The organism is Streptomyces sp. JL2001 (assembly GCF_050917515.1).
GTDB lineage: Bacteria > Actinomycetota > Actinomycetes > Streptomycetales > Streptomycetaceae > Streptomyces.
Map to the genome: position 1 here is coordinate 3,321,889 of NZ_CP169421.1, position 18,244 is coordinate 3,340,132.

Genomic DNA, 18,244 nt, shown 5'->3' on the forward strand with positions numbered 1-18,244 from the left:
ACGGTGACGGACGGGCTGTTCCCCCGCGAGCGGGCGGTCGTCGCCCCGGGCGCGGTGCACGTGCCCGGGTGGCTTCCGTCCGGCCGGCAGCGGGAGTTGGTCGCGGCCTGCCGGGCATGGGGGCGGGGGCCGTTCCCGTACCGGCACACCGTGCTGCCGGGCGGGGGCGTGATGTCGGTGCGGTCGCTGTGCCTCGGGCGGCGCTGGGAGCCGTACCGCTACCTCGACGCGGTCGGCGCCGAACTCCCGGACTGGCTCGCCGAGCTGGGCCGCGAGGCCCTCGTCGAGGCGTACGGGCACCACGACGGCTTCGCCCCCGACACCGCGCTGGTGAACTTCTACGAGGCCGGCGCGCACATGGGCATGCACCAGGACAAGGAGGAGCGGTCCGGTGCGCCGGTGGTCTCGCTGAGCCTCGGCGACCGCTGCGTGTTCCGGTTCGGGAACACCGAGACCCGCGGCCGGCCCTACCGCGACGTCGAGTTGGAGTCCGGGGACCTGTTCGTCTTCGGCGGGCCGTCGCGCCTCGCGTACCACGGGGTGCCGAAGGTGTGGGCGGGCACGGCCGACCCCGCGCTCGGACTGACCGGGCGCCTCAACATCACCCTCCGTCAGACCGGTCTGTGAACCGGCGGACGGGCCGCGGCCGGTGGCCTCAGCGTGAACGCGAGTGGCCGAAGAGGATCCGGTAGCCGATCAGGAGGACCAGCGCGCCGCCGATGGCCGAGAGCCAGGTCGCGCCGTCGTAGAACTCCGTGCTGATCGGGCGGTCCAGGAAGCGTGCCGAGATCCAGCCCCCGACGAAGGCGCCCGCGACGCCGATCAGCGTCGTGCCGACGAGGCCGCCCGGGTCCCTGCCGGGCAGCAGGACCTTGGCGATGACGCCCGCGAGGAGGCCGAGAACGATCCAGCTGATGATGCTCATGCCAGGAAGGACGCCGCACGCCGCCGGGCGGTTGCCGGACCGGCCACGCGGGACGTCCCGGACAGCCCTTAGGGTGCGGCCCATGACACAACTGCGCCGCACCCTCGGGGTCTTCGACGCCGTCGTCATCGGGCTCGGCTCGATGGTGGGCGCGGGGATCTTCGCCGCCCTCGGCCCGGCGGCGGGCGCGGCCGGATCGGGGTTGCTGCCGGCGCTCGGCGTGGCCGCGGCCGTCGCCTACTGCAACGCGACCGCGTCCGCCCGGCTCGCGGCCCGGTACCCGGCCTCGGGCGGCACCTACGTGTACGGGCGCGAACGCCTGGGCGTCTTCTGGGGGTACCTGGCGGGGTGGTCGTTCGTCGTCGGCAAGACGGCCTCCTGCGCGGCGATGGCGCTGACGGCCGGCGCGTACCTCTGGCCGGAGCAGGCGCACGCCGTCGCGGTCGCGGCCGTGGTCGCGCTGACGGCGGTGAACTACCGCGGGATCCAGAAGTCGGCCCTCCTGACCCGGGTGATCGTGGCGCTGGTCCTCGCGGTCCTGGCGGCCGTGGTGACCGTTCTGGTGTCCTCCGGCAGCGGGGACCCCGGGCGGCTCGCACCGGGCGCGGACGTCACGGCCGGCGGAGTGCTGCAGGCGGCCGGGCTGCTGTTCTTCGCCTTCGCCGGGTACGCGCGGATCGCCACGCTCGGCGAGGAGGTGCGGGATCCCGCCCGGACCATCCCGCGGGCGGTCCCGCTGGCGCTGGGCATCACCCTGCTCGTCTACACCGCGGTGGCCGGGTCCGTGCTGGCCGTCCTGGGGCCCGGGGCGCTGGCGGCCTCACCCGCCCCGTTGGCGGACGCGGCCCGGGCGGCGGGCGCCGCGTGGCTGGTGCCGGTGGTGACCGTGGGCGCGGCGGTGGCGGCGCTGGGGTCGCTGCTCTCGCTGATCCTCGGGGTGTCCCGGACGACCCTGGCGATGGCCCGGGACGGTCATCTGCCCGCCCCGCTCGCCGCCGTGCACCCCCGGTTCCAGGTGCCGCACCACGCCGAGGCGGCGGTCGGCGCGGTGGTGGCGCTGGTGGCGGCGACGGCGGACCTCCGGGGCGCGATCGGCTTCTCGTCCTTCGGGGTGCTGGCCTACTACGGGATCGCCAACGCCGCGGCCTGGACCCTGGGGCCGCGCGAGCGCCCGCTCGCCGCGTGCGGGCTCGCGGGCTGCGGCGTGCTGGCTTTCGCGCTGCCGCTCGCCTCGGTCCTCGCGGGGCTCGGGGTGCTGGCGGCCGGCGTCGTCGCGTACGCGGTCACCCGGGGACGGCCCGGGCACCCGCGGGAGTGACACGGCGCCGGGGGCCGTCGGCGGCCGGGTCCGTCAGTAGCCCGCGAACTGCTGGTCCGTCCGGACGATCTCCTTGCCGAGGGGGAGCAGCGAGACCGGGATCAGCTTGAAGTTCGCGATGCCCAGCGGGATGCCGATGATCGTGATGCACAGGACGATGCCGGTGGTGATGTGGCCGAGCGCCAGCCACCAGCCCGCGAGGATCAGCCACAGCACGTTGCCGACGCAGGAGGGGGCGCCCGCGTCGTGGCGGTCCACGACGGTGTAGCCGAAGGGCCAGAGGGCGTAGATGCCGATACGGAAGGCGGCGAGTCCGAAGGGGATGCCGATGATCGTGATGCACAGCAGGACGCCGGCCAGCATGTAGCCGAGGAACATCCAGAAGCCGCACAGGATGAGCCAAATGACGTTGAGGATTGTCTTCACGGTCGACGACCTGCCATCTGTTCGAGTCGGGAGATGCGCTCCGCCATCGGCGGGTGCGTCGAGAACATCTTGGACAGCCCCTGACCTGGACGGAAGGGGTTCGCGATCATCATGTGACTGGCGGTCTCGATCCGGGGCTCGGGAGGCAGCGGCAGCTGCTTCGTGCCCGCTTCGAGCTTGCGCAGGGCGCTGGCCAGAGCGAGCGGGTCGCCCGTGAGCTGGGCGCCCGAGGCGTCCGCCTCGTACTCCCTCGAACGGCTGATGGCCAGCTGGATGACGGAGGCGGCGATCGGGCCGAGGATCATGACCAGCAGCATGCCGAGCAGGCCGGGGCCGTCGTCGTCGTTGGACCGGCCGACCGGGATCAGCCAGGCGAAGTTGACCAGGAACATGATCACGGAGGCGAGCGCACCGGCGACCGAGGAGATCAGGATGTCCCGGTTGTAGACGTGGCTCAGCTCGTGGCCGATGACCCCGCGCAGCTCGCGCTCGTCGAGGATCTGCAGGATGCCCTCCGTGCAGCACACGGCGGCGTTGCGCGGGTTGCGGCCGGTGGCGAAGGCGTTCGGGGCCTGCGTGGGCGAGATGTAGAGCCGGGGCATGGGCTGGCGGGCCTGGGTGGAGAGCTCGCGGACCATCCGGTACAGCGCGGGTGCCTCGAACTCGCTGACCGGGCGGGCGCGCATGGCCCGCAGAGCCAGCTTGTCGCTGTTCCAGTACGCGCACGCGTTGGTGCCGAGCGCCACGAGGAGCGCGACGATCAGACCCGTACGGCCGAAGAAGCTGCCGATGACGATGATGAGGGCCGAGAGCCCTCCGAGGAGCACGGCGGTCCTCAGCCCGTTGTGCCGGCGGTGCACGGTACGCCCTCCAAGTGGTGCGGCAGGGGAACCCTTTGCTTGCTGGTCACTGGTTCCGTTGTTCCAGTGGACCCTCCCGTACTGGTCAACGCCAGGCGGGAGGCGCGGGTTCCCTGGCCGCGCGGGGGGCGACGCGACGGCGGTGTGGGCCGTACGGGTGAGCAGACGGCGCCGCGGAGGAGCCGGGGGTCAGCGCTGGGCGGGGAAGCCGGCCTTCTCCAGGGCCGCGGCGACCGGCTCGACCTCACTGGTGCAGTGGGCGCAGCGGGAGGCGATGGCGGGGATCTCGGCGTAGCAGCGGGGGCAGTCGCGCTTCTCGGACTTGATGTCGAGCTCCTCCTTCGCGAACCTCGCCTGGATCTTCGCCATGGGGACGACGACCAGGAAGTAGAGCACCGCTGCGGTGATCACGAACGCTATCGACGCGGCGATCAGCAGGCCGTACGGGAAGACGGTGCCGCGCAGGTGGAAGCTGGCTTCGCTGAAGTCGCCGACCGTGCCGGTGGCCAGGCCGATGAGCGGGGTGATGAACGCCTTGCTGAAACCCGTGACGACGGCCGTGAAAGACGATCCGACGGCCAGGCCGATGGCCAGCGAGATCACGTTCCCGCGAAGAATGAAGTCCTTGAAGCCGTTGAGCACGGGTGAAGCTCCTCGATGCTTTCTCTGTGGGGGGTCAGAACAGGCTGGTGGCCGCGAAGCGGAGGGCGAACTGCGGATAGCCCGACAGGACGACGCCCGCGACGGCCGTCAGCGCCACCGCGAGGGTCACCGGGGCGGGGACGCGGTGCCGGACCGCCGTCTCGCCCTCGGGAGCGTCCTGGGGCCCGCGGAACAGGAGCGCCGTCCACCGCAGGTAGTAGTAGAGGGCGATCACGACGTTGACGCCCATGATCACGGCCAGCCAGCCGAGGCCCGCGTCGACCGCCGCCGAGAAGACGGTGACCTTCGCGAAGAGACCGATGATACCGGGGGGCAGGCCGGCCAGGTTGAGCAGGAAGAAGCCCATGACGAGCGCCACGACCGGGCGGCTCGCGTACAGGCCCCGGTAGTCCGAGATCCGGTTCTCCGGGTGCGTGCGGGACACCAGCACCGCGACCGCGAAGGCGCCGAGGTTCACGACGGCGTACATCAGGGCGTACGCGACGGTGGAGCCGATCTGGTCGTCGCTGGAGTACGCGGCGGCGGCGATCGGCACCAGGAGGTAACCGGCCTGGGCGACGGAGGACCAGGCGAGCAGCCGGACCGCGCTCCACTTCCGGGTGGCGGCCTGGCGCAGGGCGGCCACGTTGCCGATGGTCATGGTGAGCGCGGCGAGGACGGCGAGCGCGGGGCCCCAGACGTCCGCGTACGAGGGGAACGCGACGACGGTCACCAGGATGAGGCCGGTGAAGCCGACCGCCTTGCCGACGACGGAGAGGTAGCCGGCGACGGGCAGCGGGGCGCCGACGTAGGTGTCGGGGACCCAGAAGTGGAAGGGGGCGGCGGCGGTCTTGAAGGCGAAGCCGACCAGGGTGAGCGCCACTCCGGTCTGGGCGAGGACGTGCAACGGGCCGGGGACGTCGTCGAGGCGCTGGGCGATCTCGGTGAGGTGCAGGGTGCCGGTCGCCCCGTAGACGAAGCTGACGCCGAGCAGGGTGACGGCCGTCGCGGTCACCGAGGACAGGAAGAACTTCAGCGCGGCCTCGCTGGACATCCGGTCCCCGCGGCGCAGGCCGACGAGCGCGAACGCGGGCAGCGAGGCCACTTCGAGGGCGACGACGAGCGTGGCCAGGTCACGGGAGGCGGGCAGCAGCGCGGCGCCGGCGGCCGAGGACAGCAGCAGGAACCAGTACTCCCCCGCGGGCAGCTTCTCCTCGGTGTCGGAGAGCGAGAGCAGCGCGGTGAGCAGCGCCCCGCCGAGCACCAGGAACTGGATGACCAGGGTGAAGTGGTCGGCGGTGTAACTGCAGGCCGCGGTGCCGGTGGCGTCGCGGGCGGCGCCGGCCGCCTCGGCCGCCGCCGGGGTGAGGCAGAACGTCGAACGGTCGCCCGCACGCAGGGGGACCAGCAGCGCGAGCCCGGCGACGAGTCCGGCGATCGCCGTCCAGCCCAGAAGCCGCTTGTGCGCCACGGGGACGAAGAGGTCGGCGACGAGGACGACCAGGGCGACCACCGCGGTCACGGTGGGCGGCGCGATCGTGAGCCAGTCGACGGACTGGACGAGGCTCGCGGCTGTCTCGGTCACTGCTTTCCTCCCGCGAGGAGCTTCTGGACGGCCGGGTCGGTGAGGCCGAGGAGGACCGCGGGCCAGAGGCCGGCGAGGACGGTGAGGGCGACGAGCGGCGTCCAGGCGGCGTACTCGTAGCCCTGGACGTCGGCGATCGCGAGCTCGCCGGCGGGGCGGGGACCGCCCATGCAGACGCGCCGGACGACGACGAGCAGGTAGGCGGCGGTCAGCAGGGTGCCGAAGCCGCCGATCGCCATGAAGACGAGGAAGGCGGGGCGGCTCAGGCCCTCGGCCGGGTCGAAGGCGCCGAACAGGGCCAGCATCTCGCCCCAGAACCCGGCCAGGCCGGGCAGGCCGAGGGAGGCGACGGCCGCGAACGCCAGCAGCCCCCCGAGGCGCGGGGCACGGCCGTACAGGGCCGCGCCGGTGGCGCCCGCGAGGGTGTCGAGGTCGGCGGTGCCGTACCGGTCCTTGAGCGCGCCGACCAGGAAGAAGAGAAGGCCGGTGATGAGGCCGTGGGCGATGTTGGCGAAGAGCGCGCCGTTGACGCCGGTGGGGGTCATGGTCGCGATGCCGAGCAGGACGAAGCCCATGTGGCCGACGGACGAGTACGCGATCAGCCGCTTGAGGTCCCCCTTGTTGCCGGGCCTGGCGAGCGCCAGGCAGGCGAGGGACCCGTAGACGATCCCGGCGACGGCGAAGGCGGCCAGGTAGGGCGCGAAGACCCGCATGCCGTCGGGGGTGATCGGCAGGACGATCCGTACGAAGCCGTACGTGCCCATCTTCAGCAGGACGCCCGCGAGGAGGACGGAGCCGACCGTGGGGGCGGCGGTGTGGGCGTCCGGCAGCCAGCTGTGCAGCGGCCACATCGGCGTCTTGACCGCGAGCCCGATCCCGATCGCGAGGACGGCGATGACCTGCACGGACGTGGTCAGGCCGCGGCCGTTGGCGGCGGCGAGCGCCACCATGTCGAACGTGCCCGCCTGCAGGCCGACGAGCAGCAGGCCGAGCAGCATGACGACCGAGCCGAGCAGCGTGAAGAGGATGAACTTCCAGGCGGCGGCCTGCCGTCCCGCACCGCCCCAGCGGGCGATCAGGAAGTACATCGGGATGAGGACCATCTCGAAGGCCAGGAAGAACAGGACCAGGTCGAGCACGGCGAAGGTCGCCAGCGTGCCGGACTCGAGGACCAGGATCAGCGCGACGAACGCCTTCGGGGACGGGCCCGCGGGCATCCGGAAGTAGCTGTACAGCGCGCAGAGGAAGGTCAGCAGGGCGGTCAGCACCAGCAGCGGGAGCGAGATGCCGTCGACACCGAGATGGATGCGCACGTCGAGGGCGGGGATCCACGGGACGTCGGTCGTCGCCTGCATCCGCGACGGCTGGTCGTGGTCGAAGCCGAGCGCGAGGACCAGGGCGGCTGCCAGCACGACGCCGGTGACGACCACACCGTGGCGGAGCACGGCCTGGTCGGGCGACTTCCCCCGCAGCCCGGGCGGCGCCGGGAGCAGGGCGGCGGCGCCGCCGACGAGCGGCCCGACGACGATCAACGCGAGAAGGGCCTGCATCACGGATTCGCTGATATCGATCACGGCTCACGATCCGGCGTTGACGTTGACAAGGACGACGGCGGCGATCGTCAGGACGACGGAGCCGGCGAGCAGGGCGCTGAGATAGGTCTGCACGTTGCCGGTCTGGGCGCGGCGCACGAGCCACCCCAGCCCGTTGGTGCCGGTGGCCGCGCCGCGGACGTACGTGTCGACGACCTCGCGGTCCAGGAAGCGGACCAGGGAGGCCGCGGCCACCACGGGCCGCACGAACAGCCGCCGGTACACGGCGTCCAGGTGGAACCCGGTGGCCGCGTGACGGTGCAGCGGGCCGAGCAGGAGGCGGCCGGGGTCGGCCGGGTCGTCGGCCGGGTGCGGCAGCCGGAGCGCCTCGGCCTCCACCTGGCCCGCCTCGGCGTCCGGGTGCGCGACGTGGGCGGGGACGGTGCCGGGCGCCGGGGCGGCGGTCCGCACCGAGAGCGCCCGCCAGGTCGCGTAGGTCATCAGACCGCCGACGAGGGCGAGGCCCGTGCCCAGGACCGCGGTGGTGATCGTCGGGGTCAGGGCGTTGCCGTCGAACCAGTCGTCCAGGTACGTGACGGTGAGGCCGAAGCCGACGGACGGGATCGTGAGCACCCACAGGACGGTGGTCATGGCGAGCGGCTGGCGGCCGTGGTCCGGGGCCTCGGCGCCCCGGCCGCGGAAGGCGAGCAGCCAGAGGCGGGCCGCGTAGGCGGCGGTGAGCAGCGCGGTGAGCAGGCCCGCGAGGAGAACGGTCCAGCCGGCCCCGGCGGGGGCGACGGTCCGCTCGCCGAGTGCGGTGTGCTCGGCGGCCACGAGGACGGCTTCCTTGGAGAAGAAGCCGGCGAAGGGCGGGAGGGCGGCCAGCGCGAGCAGGGCGACGGTCATCGTCCAGTACGCGTCCGGGATCCGCTTGGTCAGTCCGCTCATCCGGGACATCGCGGAGAGCGAGTTGGTGCCGGCGGCGTGGATGACCGCGCCGGCGGCCAGGAAGAGCAGCGCCTTGAAGGCGCCGTGCGCCATCAGGTGGAAGACGGCGGCGCCGCGGTCGCCGACGGCCAGGGCGCCCGCCATGTAACCGAGCTGGCCGATCGTCGAGTAGGCGAGGACCCGCTTGATGTCGTCCTGGGCGAGCGCGGCGAGCGCCGAGCCGACCATCGTGACCGCGGCCATCACGGCGAGGACGGTCATGGCCGCGGCGGACTCGGCGAAGACGGGGAGCAGCCGGGCCACGAAGTAGATGCCGGCGGCGACCATCGTCGCGGCGTGGATGAGCGCCGACACCGGGGTGGGGCCGGCCATCGCGTCGGGGAGCCAGGTGTGCAGCGGGAACTGCGCCGACTTGCCCGCCACGCCGGCGAGCAGGAGCAGGGCGATCAGCGTGGGGTGGTCGATGCCGCCGACGGCGACGGCGCCGAGGATCCCGCCGATCTGGAAGGTGCCCGCGTCCACGGCGAGCGCGAACAGGCCGAACAGGAAGGGCACGTCGCCGAGCTTGGTGACCAGGAACGCCTTCAGGGACGCGGCGCGTGCCTCCGGGGTCTCCCAGTAGTGGCCGACGAGGAAGTACGAGCAGATGCCCATGACCTCCCAGCCGACCAGCAGCACCATCAGGTCGCCGGAGTAGACGACGAGCAGCATCGCGGAGGTGAAGAGGGAGACGAGCGCGGCGTACGACGGGTAGCGCGGGTCGTCGCGCAGGTAGCCCGTCGAGTAGACCTGCACGCAGGTCGCGACCACGCCGACGAGGACGGCGACGAGGGCGGCGAAGCCGTCGATGCGCAGGGCCAGGTCGATGGGGACGGATCCGGTGGGCGTGAGCTCGGTGGCGGCCTCGATCGTCTTCCCGCCGCCCTGCCGGACGGCGACGAGCGCGGCGAGCACGGCCGCGGCCAGCGTCGGCAGCACCGCGAGCGGGCGCACGAACCCGGGGGCGGTGCGGCCGAGGAGGAGGCCGGCGACGGAGCCGAGGAAGGGGAGCAGGGGGACGAGGACGGCGAGGGTGGTCGTGGTCACGCGGTGGCCTCGGTCTTCTCGTCGGACACCGCTCGGGTCGGGTCGGCGGGCCGGTCGGCGGTGCCGTTCTCCGCGGTGTCGCGGAGCCGGTCGACGTCCGAGGTGCCGCGGTTGCGGTAGACCATCAGGACGATCGCGAGGCCGATGCCGATCTCCGCGGCGGCGATGGCGATGGTGAACAGGGTGAGCGCCTGGCCGGCGTGCAGGGTGTCGCGGAGCCAGACGTCGAAGGCGACCAGGTTGAGGTTGACGGCGTTGAGCATCAGCTCGACGGACATCAGGACCAGGATCGCGTTGCGGCGGGCGAGGACGCCGTAGACGCCGACGCAGAAGAGCAGGACGGCGAGGACGGCGGGGTAGGCGAGATGCATCAGTGCGGCCCCTCCGGGGTCTGCGGGTCCTTGCGGGACAGCACGATCGCGCCGACCAGGGCCGCGAGCAGGAGGACGGAGAGCGCCTCGAAGGGCAGCACCCAGTGCCGGAAGAGGATCTCGCCGGACACCGCGGTGGAGCCCTGGGCCGGCCCGTCCAGCTCGATCCAGGTCGTGCGGAACGCGTCGACGACGACCCAGACGAGCGCGGCCGCGGCGGCCAGGGCGACGGCGAGCGCGACCGGGCGGTTGCCGGAGTCGGCGTCCGGGGAGCGGCCGATGGGCGCCTTGGTGAGCATGAGGCCGAACAACAGCAGCACGACGACGGAACCGACGTAGATCAGCACCTGCACCCAGGCGATGAACTCGGCGGTCAGCAGCAGGTACTCGACGGCGATGCCGCCGAGCGCCACGACCAGCCACAGGGCGGCGTGCACGAGCTGCCGGGTGGTGACGCTGACGAGGGCCGCCCCCAGGGTGACGAGGCCGACGAGGACGAACGCGATCTCGACGCCGGAGGGCGAGAGGAAGCCGGGGTTCTGGGCCGCGAGCATCACTGCTGCTCCCCCTTCCGGTCCTCGTCCACGGCGGCGGTGCGCGCCGCCTCCGCTGCCGCTTCCGCCTGGGCGGCGGCCTTCTCGGCCGCCTTGCGGGCCGCGGCGATCTCCTTCGGCTCCTCGGCCCCCGGGTCGAGCGCGGGGGGCTCGGGGACCGTCCACATCCATTCGCGGAGCCTGTCGCGTTCGTGGGTCAGCTCGTGGATGTCGGTCTCCGCGTACTCGAACTCGGGCGACCAGAACAATGCGTCGAACGGGCAGACCTCGATGCAGATGCCGCAGTACATGCAGAGCGAGAAGTCGATGGCGAAGCGGTCGAGGACGTTCCGGCTGCGCTCGCGGCCACCGGGGGCGGCGGCCGGGACCGTCTCCTTGTGGGAGTCGATGTAGATGCACCAGTCGGGGCACTCGCGGGCGCACAGCATGCAGACCGTGCAGTTCTCCTCGAACAGCCCGATGACGCCGCGCGTCCGCGGCGGCAGCTCGGGCTGGGCGTCCGGGTACTGCGCGGTGACGGTCCTCTTCGTCATCGTGCGGAGCGTGACGGCGAGGCCCTTGGCGAGGCCGGAGCCGGGGATGGGCATTACTGGATCGCCACCTTCACGATGCCGGTGAGCGCGATCTGCGCGAGGGCGAGCGGGACGAGGGTGGTCCAGGCGAGCTTCTGCAGCTGGTCCTCGCGCAGGCGCGGGTAGCTCACGCGGAGCCAGATGACGACGAAGGCGAGGACCGCGACCTTGAGCAGGGTCCAGACCCAGCCGAGGCCGTCGGCACCGAAGGGGCCGTGCCAGCCGCCGAGGAAGAGGACGGTGGTGAGGCCGCACAGGACGACGATGCCGGCGTACTCGGCCAGCAGGAAGAGCGCGAAGCGCAGGCCGGTGTACTCGGTGTACGCGCCGAAGATGATCTCCGAGTCGGCGACGGGCATGTCGAACGGCGGGCGCTGGAGCTCGGCGAGGCCGGCGACGAAGAAGACGAGGGCGCCGACGATCTGCCACGGCAGCCACCACCACTCGAAGGCGTTCAGGATGCCGGGGAGGGAGACGGTGCCGGCGGCCATCGCGACGGACGCGGCGGCGAGCAGCATCGGGAGCTCGTAGGCCAGCAGCTGGGCGGCGGTACGCAACCCTCCCAGCAGGGAGAACTTGTTGGCGGACGCCCAGCCGGCCATGAGGCTGCCGAGGACTCCGACGCCCATCACGGCCAGCACGAAGAAGATGCCGGCGTCGACGACCTGCCCGACGGCGCCCTCGCTCGGCCCGAAGGGGATCGCGACGAGGACGAGCAGGTACGGGATCAGGGCGACGGCGGGCGCGAGCTGGAAGACGCGGCGGTCGGCGGCCGCCGGCACCACGTCCTCCTTCTGCGCGAACTTCACGCCGTCGGCGACGAGCTGCGCCCAGCCGTGGAAGCCGCCGGCGTACATGGGGCCGAGGCGGCCCTGCATGTGGGCCATGACCTTGTGCTCGGTCTGCCCGACCACGAGCGGCAGCACGAGGAACACCGCGAGGATGACGAGCAGCCGGAGGGCGACGTCGAGTGCGTCGTTCACGCGGAATCGCCTCCGGCGGGGTCTTCGGTGGTGGGCGGGGTACGGGGTGCGCCGTCCGGCGGGGAGGAGGCGTCGGCCTCGGGCGCGGCGTCCGGCTCGGGTGCGGTGTCCGGGCCCGGCTCGGGTGCTGGTGCGGTGCCCGGCTCCGGAGCGGGGGCCGCTCCGGGTGCCGGTGCGGTGCCCGGGCCCGGCTCGGCGTCCGCTCCCGGCTCCGGTGCCGCGTCCGGCTCGCGGGCCGGCCCGGCGTCCGCGTCGGGCGGGGACTCTCCGGAGGTCTTCTCCTCGAAGGCCGGGCGGGCGTGGTGCCAGGGGGCGTCCGTGCTGCGGGTGCGCGGCGGGGTGGGAGAGGAGGCGGGCGCCTCGGACTGGCTCGCCGAACCGTCCGCGGCGGACCGCGACCGGCGCGGGCCCGACGGTGTCCGCGGCGGCGCCTCGGCCCCGGTCTGCTCCTCGGCACGCTGCGTCGCCGAACCCTCGCCGGCGGAACGGGACCGCCGGGCCGGACGCGGCGCCGTGTCCTCGCCGGCCGGGGCGGGAGCCGCCTGGCTCGCGGAACCGTCGGCCGCGGACCGCGACCTGCGCGGACCGGCCGCCGGCTGCGGAGCCTCGGCCGCCCCTTCCGAACCGGCTGCCCCTTCCGAACCGGCCGCCTCGGCCGCCTCGGTCGTCTGACTCGCCGAGCCCTCGCTCACGCTGCGGGTACGGCGCGGCGGCCTCGCCGCGGGCGCCTCGCCCGCGGCGGGCGCCGCCGGCGTGGTCCCGGGCGTCTCGGGCGTGCCGGCCGAGCCCTCGGCCGTCGTACCGGTACGCCGCACCGGACGGTCGCCCGCGGCCCGCGGAGTGCGCGCCGGGGCCGGCGGGAGCTGGCCCTTCATCGGGCCCCAGTCGTTCGGGTCGGGCACGCCGGGCGGCAGCATCTGGCGGCGCTTCGGGCCGCCGTGCTCGGACTCGCCCGGTTCCTTGGCCCCCGGCCACGCCTTCGCGACGCGTGCCGCGAGCACGAAGTCCTTGCGGAGCGGGTGGCCCTCGAAGTTCTCCGGGAGGAGCAGCGGGACCAGGTGCGGGTGGCCGGTGAACTCCACGCCGAACATCTCGTGCGTCTCGCGCTCGTGCCAGGCCGCGCCCGCGTACACCTCCACCGCCGTCGGCAGGGCGGCCGCCGCGTGCGGGACGGTCGTGCGCAGCAGCAGGCGCCGGACCGTGCCCGGGCCCAGCGCCACCACGTGCGCGCAGACCCGGAAGCCCGTACCCGGCTCGTCGACCGCGCTCAGCCAGTCGAAGAAGGTGCAGCCCAGCTCGTCGCGGGCGGTCCGCAGGGCGGTGATCCAGCCGTCGGCGGGCACGTCGACCGTCAGCAGGTCGTACGCCCGCTCGGCCGTGGCCTCCGCGCCGAAGACCTCGGTCACCCCGTCCGGGAGCGTGTCGTACGGATGCCCCCCGCCGGTCACGTCCGCGGTCCGGTCCGCGCCGTCGTGCGCGTCGCCGTTCGTGCCGTCGTCCACGGTCTCGTCCGCGTTCACCCGGCACCCCCGGACGGCGCCGGCGGGGCGACGAGGCCGCTGGTCAGCTGGCCGACCGACGGCGTCTGCGCGGCGGACCCGTAGCGCTCGGCCAGCGACTCCCGGGCGATCTTCTCCTGGAGCTTGAGGATCCCCTGCAGCAGCGCCTCCGGCCGCGGCGGGCATCCCGGCACGTACACGTCGACCGGGATGATCTGGTCCACGCCCTTGGTGACCGAGTACGAGTCCCAGTACGGGCCGCCGCAGTTCGAGCAGGCGCCGAACGAGATGACGTACTTGGGCTCGGGCATCTGCTCGTAGAGCCGCTTCACCGCCGGCGCCATCTTGTCCGTCACCGTGCCGGAGACGATCATGAGGTCGGCCTGGCGCGGTCCGGGCGCGAAGGGGATCACGCCGAGCCGGATGAAGTCGTGGCGGGCCATCGACGCGGCGATGAACTCGATCGCGCAGCAGGCGAGGCCGAAGTTGAAGACCCACAGGCTGTAGCGGCGGCCCCAGTTCAGGACGACCTTCATCGGCTCGGGGGCGAGGCGCGCGAGCGGGCCCAGCGTGGGAGCCGGCAGCGGGGTGGGCAGCGGGGTCACGTCCATGTCAGGACGCCCTTCCTGTACGCGTAGAGCAGACCCACGGCGAGGAAGCCGAGGAAGATGAACATCTCGACGAGCGTCGTCGCGCCGTAGCCGGGCGCAGCGAAGATCGTCGCCCAGGGGAAGAGGAAGATCGAGTCGACGGCGAAGATCACGTAGAGGAAGGCGTAGACGTAGTAGCGGACCTGGGTGTGGGCCCAGCCCTCTCCCACCGGGTCGACGCCGCACTCGTACGTCAGCAGCTTCTCCGGGGTCGGCACGACGGGCCGCAGCAGGCGCCCCGCGCCGAAGGCCACGGCGACGAAGAGCACGCCCAGGACGGCGAGCAGTCCGACGACGGAGTACGTCTGGAAGTAATCCGCCGCAAGTCCCGTCCGTACGGTCGGTTCCGGCACGTCCGCCCCTCGCTCCGTATCGACGATCTGTACGGACGGGAGTCTAGGCCCTGCTAAAGAGAGCGTAAGAGGTCGTGTCACCCAATGAACCACCTGCCGGGCCGCCCGGCGGGCGAGGCCGTCACGCCCCGCGCACGGCGACGCCGGGACCGACCCCCACGGTGGGGATATCCCCACTCCCGCTCCCCCACGAACCCCATGGCGTGACGAGCCCGCCGACCGGCAGGCTTGGGCCCATGAGCGTCGACACCGATACCGCTGACCACGACAGGCTGCCGCCCGCACGGGTGACCTACGGAGGGCAGACCTGGAAGGAGGTCTCCTTCCTCCTCGCCAACCTGCCGACCGCCCTGGTCGGGTTCGTGTACACGGTGGTCTCGGTCGCCGTCGGCGTGGGCCTGTCCGTCACCGTGATCGGCCTGCCGCTGCTCGCCCTCGGGCTGGCCGGGGCGCGCGGGCTGGGCCGGGCCGAGCGCGCCCGGGCCCGCTCGCTCCTCGGCGTGCGGGTGGACGAGCCGAGTCCGCTGCCCCGCCGGCACGGCTTCTTCCCCTGGCTGTGGACCTCCCTGAAGGACCCGGTGGCGTGGCGGACGCTGCTGTACGGCTTCATCCGGCTGCCGTGGGGGATCGTCACCTTCGTCGTCACCCTGGTCTCGCTGATCGTGCTGTGGCCGGTCCTGCCGTGGATCGCCCGCGGTCTGTCCCACGCCGACCGCGCCATGGTGCGCGGGCTGCTGTCGCCCTCGGACGAACTGGAGCGGCGGATCGCCGAGCTGGAGAGCGACCGCGGGGTCGTCGTGGACACGGCCGCCGCCGACCTCCGCCGCATCGAGCGCGACCTGCACGACGGCGCCCAGGCCCGGCTCGTCGCCCTCGCCATGGGCCTCGGCCTCGCCAAGGAGAAGCTGCTCGAAGACCCGGAGGCCGCGGCGGCGATGGTCGACGAGGCCCACGGCGAGGTGAAGCTTGCCCTCCAGGAACTGCGCGACCTGGCCCGCGGCATCCACCCGGCGGTCCTCACCGACCGCGGACTGGACGCCGCGCTCTCCTCGATCGCCGCGCGCTGCACCGTGCCGGTGAAGGTGACCGTCGATCTTTCGGAGCGGCCGGCGGAGGCGATCGAGGGCATCGCCTACTTCACCGTGTCCGAGCTGCTCCAGAACGTGTCGAAGCACTCCCGGGCGCGCACCGCCTCGGTGGAGGCGTGGCGCCGGGACGACCGGCTGCTGCTGCAGGTGCGGGACGACGGGCGCGGCGGGGCGCGCCTGGACGGCGGGACCGGGATGGCGGGGCTGGCGGAGCGGCTGGGCGCGGTGGACGGGCTCTTCGTCCTCGACTCGCCGGAGGGCGGCCCGACGACGGTCACGGCCGAGCTGCCGTGGCGGTCCCGCCCGGCGTCCTGACCTCCGCGCCGGGACCCCGGTGCCACGAAGCACCCGAACCCGGCCGACCGGACGACGCACACCCGGCACGGCGCCGCGTACGCCCCCGACCGCCGCGCCCGGCCGCCCCTGCCCTCCCCGCCCGCCTCATGGTGGGGAAAACCCCCCGCCGCAGACGCCCACCTCCCTCATGGTCCGGGCCGCCCGGGGGCGGAAGTCTTGAGGACATCACCCCTTCGCAGAGAAACGGACACCAGCGATGGCCGACCACCGCCTCCCCGCCGCGATCCGCGCGCCGTTCGAGGCCCGCACCTGGCGCGAGTTCGGCTACCTGGTGCTCGGGCTGCCGATCGGCGTCCTCACCTTCGGGCTCGCCGTCTCCCTGGTCTCGGCGGGTGCGGGCCTGCTGATCACCTTCCTCGGCATCCCGGTGCTGGCCGGCTGCCTCGCGATGTGCCGGGGCTTGGGCGCCGTGGAGCGCGCGCGGGCGCGTGGCCTGCTCGGCCTGGACGTGGCCGCTCCCGCGCCGGTCCGGGGCCGCACGGGCGGGGCGCTCTCGTGGATGGGGGCGATGCTGAAGAGCGGAGCGTCCTGGCGGCACCTGCTGTACGCGTTGATCCACATGCCGTGGGCGATCTTCGCCTTCTCGGTGGCCGTGCCCTTCATGGCCTGGGGCTGGTCCCTCTTCACCTATCCGCTGTGGCAGTGGGTCTTCCCGATGTACGCGGGGCAGGACGGGCTCCAGCTGTACGGCGACGGGTCCCACGACTTCTACCTGGACTCGCCCTTCGAGATCGCGGTGACCAGCCTCGTCGGCCTGCTCTTCGTCCTGTGCACGCCGTGGGTCGTCCGCTCCCTGACGGTGGTGGACCGGCTCCTGGTCGCCGGGCTGCTGGGCCCCTCGCGGATGGCGAACCGGGTGACCGAGCTGGAGAAGGACCGCGGGGTCGTCGTGGACACGGCCGCTTCCGACCTCCGCCGCATCGAGCGCGACCTGCACGACGGCGCCCAGGCCCGGCTCGTCGCCCTCGCCATGGATCTCGGCCTCGCCAAGGAGAAGCTGAACGAGGACCCGCGGGCGGCGGCCCGGATGGTCGAGGAGGCGCACGGCGAGGTGAAGACGGCGCTCCAGGAGCTGCGGGACCTGGCCCGCGGCATCCACCCGGCGGTCCTCACGGACCGCGGACTGGACGCGGCGCTGTCGGCGGTCGCGTCGCGTTGCACGGTGCCGGTCTCCGTCGAGGTGGACCTACCGGCCCGCCCGGTGCCGGCGATCGAGGGCATCGCCTACTTCACCGTGTCCGAGCTGCTGCAGAACGTGTCCAAGCACTCCGGTGCGCGGCGCGCGTGGGTCGACGTGTGGCGGTCCGGCAGCCGGCTGATGCTCCAGGTGCGGGACGACGGCCGGGGCGGCGCGGACGCGGCCGTCGGCAGCGGCCTCGCCGGACTCACGGAGCGGCTGGACGCGGTCGACGGCGTCCTGGCGGTGGATTCCCCGGCGGGCGGCCCGACGACCGTCACGGCCGAGCTCCCCTGGCGCGTCTGACCCCGACCGGCCCGCGCCCGTCTCGGCTCCCGCCCGCGCCACCGCCCCGGCCGTCCCACGGCACGGGGCGGTCCGCCGCGCCCTCCCGCGGGCTCGCGCCCCGCGCTGGGCGGGCTCCGTACGGCCGGCCCCCGGCACGCCTGAACCTCATCCGGCCCCGCCGCGTCCTTCTTGCTGCGATGCTTGGGACCGCTCGCCGGACCAGGCGGGACCGGTATCGGACGGGGGCTGCGGGGACGTGGGCGTAAGAGACGTGGTGGACAGGGTGCGGGTGGTCATCGCCGAGGATTCGGTGCTGCTCCGTGAGGGCCTGACACGGCTGCTGACCGACCGGGGGCACGAGGTCGTCGCCGGGGTCGGTGACGGGGAGGCCCTGGTCAAGACCGTCGCCGAGCTCGCCGGAGAGGGTGCGCTGCCGGACGTGGTGGTCGCGGACGTGCGGATGCCGCCCACCCACACGGACGAGGGCGTACGGGCCGCGGTGCGGCTGCGCAAGGAGTACCCCGGGGTCGGCGTCCTGGTCCTCTCCCAGTACGTGGAGGAGCAGTACGCCACCGAACTCCTGGCCGGCTCCAGCCGGGGTGTGGGGTACCTGCTCAAGGACCGGGTGGCGGAGGTCCGGGAGTTCGTGGACGCCGTGGTGCGGGTCGCCCGGGGCGGTACGGCCCTGGACCCGGAGGTCGTGCAGCAGCTGCTCGGTCGCAGCCGCAAGCAGGACGTGCTGGCGAACCTCACCCCGCGCGAGCGGGAGGTGCTGGGGCTCATGGCCGAGGGCCGCACGAACTCCGCGGTCGCCAGGCAGCTGGTCGTGAGCGACGGCGCCGTGGAGAAGCACGTCAGCAACATCTTCCTGAAGCTGGGGCTGTCTCCGAGTGACGGGGATCACCGACGGGTACTCGCGGTGTTGACCTACCTGAACTCCTGATTACCTGACACTCTGTCAGATAAGGATCCATGACGGGTCCGCCAACCGAAGGACTGACAAGGCACCATATTCCGGACTTACCGGGGG

The 18,244-nt window shown here is 73.2% G+C and carries 19 protein-coding genes; 5 read left to right on the forward strand and 14 right to left on the reverse strand.

Features of this window, described 5'->3' with window-relative positions:
• Positions 1-3: 3 nt before the first annotated feature.
• Positions 4-627 carry an alpha-ketoglutarate-dependent dioxygenase AlkB family protein gene (locus tag ACE1OA_RS14655; protein WP_356599724.1) on the forward strand — a complete coding sequence of 208 codons (624 nt, stop codon included), beginning with the start codon at positions 4-6 and terminating at the stop codon, positions 625-627.
• A 28-nt stretch (positions 628-655) separates the two neighbouring features.
• Here the strand turns inward: ACE1OA_RS14655 and ACE1OA_RS14660 are convergent, their stop codons facing one another.
• Complete coding sequence (locus ACE1OA_RS14660; protein ID WP_147980720.1) at positions 656-925, reverse strand: GlsB/YeaQ/YmgE family stress response membrane protein; 270 nt, start codon at positions 923-925, stop codon at positions 656-658.
• 82 nt (positions 926-1,007) lie between these two features.
• Here ACE1OA_RS14660 and ACE1OA_RS14665 point away from each other — a divergent pair, with 82 nt between their 5' ends.
• Entirely contained in the window at positions 1,008-2,243 is a 1,236-nt protein-coding gene (locus ACE1OA_RS14665; RefSeq protein ID WP_361308953.1) for an APC family permease, read from the forward strand.
• A gap of 33 nt (positions 2,244-2,276) precedes the next feature.
• Here ACE1OA_RS14665 and ACE1OA_RS14670 read toward each other — a convergent pair whose 3' ends face one another.
• The 13 genes from ACE1OA_RS14670 to ACE1OA_RS14730 form a co-directional block, all read right to left on the reverse strand.
• A complete protein-coding gene (locus tag ACE1OA_RS14670; RefSeq protein WP_356599728.1) occupies positions 2,277-2,669 on the reverse strand; it encodes a YccF domain-containing protein in 393 nt (130 codons plus the stop codon).
• A complete protein-coding gene (htpX, locus tag ACE1OA_RS14675) occupies positions 2,666-3,529 on the reverse strand; it encodes a zinc metalloprotease HtpX (RefSeq protein ID WP_432752873.1) in 864 nt (287 codons plus the stop codon). Before htpX ends, ACE1OA_RS14670 begins: the two co-directional genes overlap by 4 nt.
• A 189-nt stretch (positions 3,530-3,718) precedes the next feature.
• Complete coding sequence (mscL, locus tag ACE1OA_RS14680; protein ID WP_356776124.1) at positions 3,719-4,171, reverse strand: large conductance mechanosensitive channel protein MscL; 453 nt, start codon at positions 4,169-4,171, stop codon at positions 3,719-3,721.
• 34 nt (positions 4,172-4,205) lie between these two features.
• On the reverse strand, positions 4,206-5,756 hold the full coding sequence (locus tag ACE1OA_RS14685; protein WP_432752874.1) for an NADH-quinone oxidoreductase subunit N: 1,551 nt from the start codon (positions 5,754-5,756) through the stop codon (positions 4,206-4,208).
• Positions 5,753-7,306: a complex I subunit 4 family protein gene (locus tag ACE1OA_RS14690; RefSeq protein ID WP_432754064.1), complete on the reverse strand. Its 1,554-nt coding sequence runs from the start codon at positions 7,304-7,306 to the stop codon at positions 5,753-5,755. The genes ACE1OA_RS14685 and ACE1OA_RS14690 overlap by 4 nt, the downstream gene beginning before the upstream one ends.
• A 27-nt stretch (positions 7,307-7,333) precedes the next feature.
• Entirely contained in the window at positions 7,334-9,322 is a 1,989-nt protein-coding gene (locus tag ACE1OA_RS14695) for an NADH-quinone oxidoreductase subunit 5 family protein (protein WP_356599736.1), read from the reverse strand.
• Positions 9,319-9,693, reverse strand: a complete 375-nt coding sequence (nuoK, locus tag ACE1OA_RS14700; protein ID WP_356599738.1) for an NADH-quinone oxidoreductase subunit NuoK — start codon at positions 9,691-9,693, stop codon at positions 9,319-9,321. The genes ACE1OA_RS14695 and nuoK overlap by 4 nt, the downstream gene beginning before the upstream one ends.
• A complete protein-coding gene (locus ACE1OA_RS14705; protein ID WP_147980712.1) occupies positions 9,693-10,247 on the reverse strand; it encodes an NADH-quinone oxidoreductase subunit J family protein in 555 nt (184 codons plus the stop codon). Before ACE1OA_RS14705 ends, nuoK begins: the two co-directional genes overlap by 1 nt.
• On the reverse strand, positions 10,247-10,834 hold the full coding sequence (locus ACE1OA_RS14710; protein WP_356599740.1) for a NuoI/complex I 23 kDa subunit family protein: 588 nt from the start codon (positions 10,832-10,834) through the stop codon (positions 10,247-10,249). The genes ACE1OA_RS14705 and ACE1OA_RS14710 overlap by 1 nt, the downstream gene beginning before the upstream one ends.
• Positions 10,834-11,802, reverse strand: coding sequence for a complex I subunit 1/NuoH family protein (locus ACE1OA_RS14715; protein WP_356599742.1), 969 nt, complete (start codon positions 11,800-11,802; stop codon positions 10,834-10,836). Before ACE1OA_RS14715 ends, ACE1OA_RS14710 begins: the two co-directional genes overlap by 1 nt.
• The gene (locus ACE1OA_RS14720) at positions 11,799-13,250 is read right to left on the reverse strand and encodes an NADH-quinone oxidoreductase subunit C (RefSeq protein ID WP_432754065.1); all 1,452 of its coding nucleotides are present in this window, start codon (positions 13,248-13,250) and stop codon (positions 11,799-11,801) included. The genes ACE1OA_RS14715 and ACE1OA_RS14720 overlap by 4 nt, the downstream gene beginning before the upstream one ends.
• A gap of 68 nt (positions 13,251-13,318) precedes the next feature.
• The gene (locus ACE1OA_RS14725; RefSeq protein WP_356599744.1) at positions 13,319-13,912 is read right to left on the reverse strand and encodes an NADH-quinone oxidoreductase subunit B; all 594 of its coding nucleotides are present in this window, start codon (positions 13,910-13,912) and stop codon (positions 13,319-13,321) included.
• Entirely contained in the window at positions 13,903-14,304 is a 402-nt protein-coding gene (locus tag ACE1OA_RS14730; RefSeq protein ID WP_384869610.1) for an NADH-quinone oxidoreductase subunit A, read from the reverse strand. The genes ACE1OA_RS14725 and ACE1OA_RS14730 overlap by 10 nt, the downstream gene beginning before the upstream one ends.
• Before the next feature lie 236 nt (positions 14,305-14,540).
• Here ACE1OA_RS14730 and ACE1OA_RS14735 point away from each other — a divergent pair, with 236 nt between their 5' ends.
• The 3 genes from ACE1OA_RS14735 to ACE1OA_RS14745 all read left to right on the forward strand — a co-directional run bounded on the left by ACE1OA_RS14735 (position 14,541) and on the right by ACE1OA_RS14745 (position 18,157).
• Positions 14,541-15,707: a sensor histidine kinase gene (locus ACE1OA_RS14735; RefSeq protein WP_356599746.1), complete on the forward strand. Its 1,167-nt coding sequence runs from the start codon at positions 14,541-14,543 to the stop codon at positions 15,705-15,707.
• Between the two features lie 238 nt (positions 15,708-15,945).
• Positions 15,946-17,232, forward strand: coding sequence for a sensor histidine kinase (locus ACE1OA_RS14740; protein ID WP_432752875.1), 1,287 nt, complete (start codon positions 15,946-15,948; stop codon positions 17,230-17,232).
• Between the two features lie 265 nt (positions 17,233-17,497).
• Positions 17,498-18,157, forward strand: coding sequence for a response regulator transcription factor (locus tag ACE1OA_RS14745; RefSeq protein ID WP_187282906.1), 660 nt, complete (start codon positions 17,498-17,500; stop codon positions 18,155-18,157).
• Positions 18,158-18,244 lie beyond the last annotated feature (87 nt).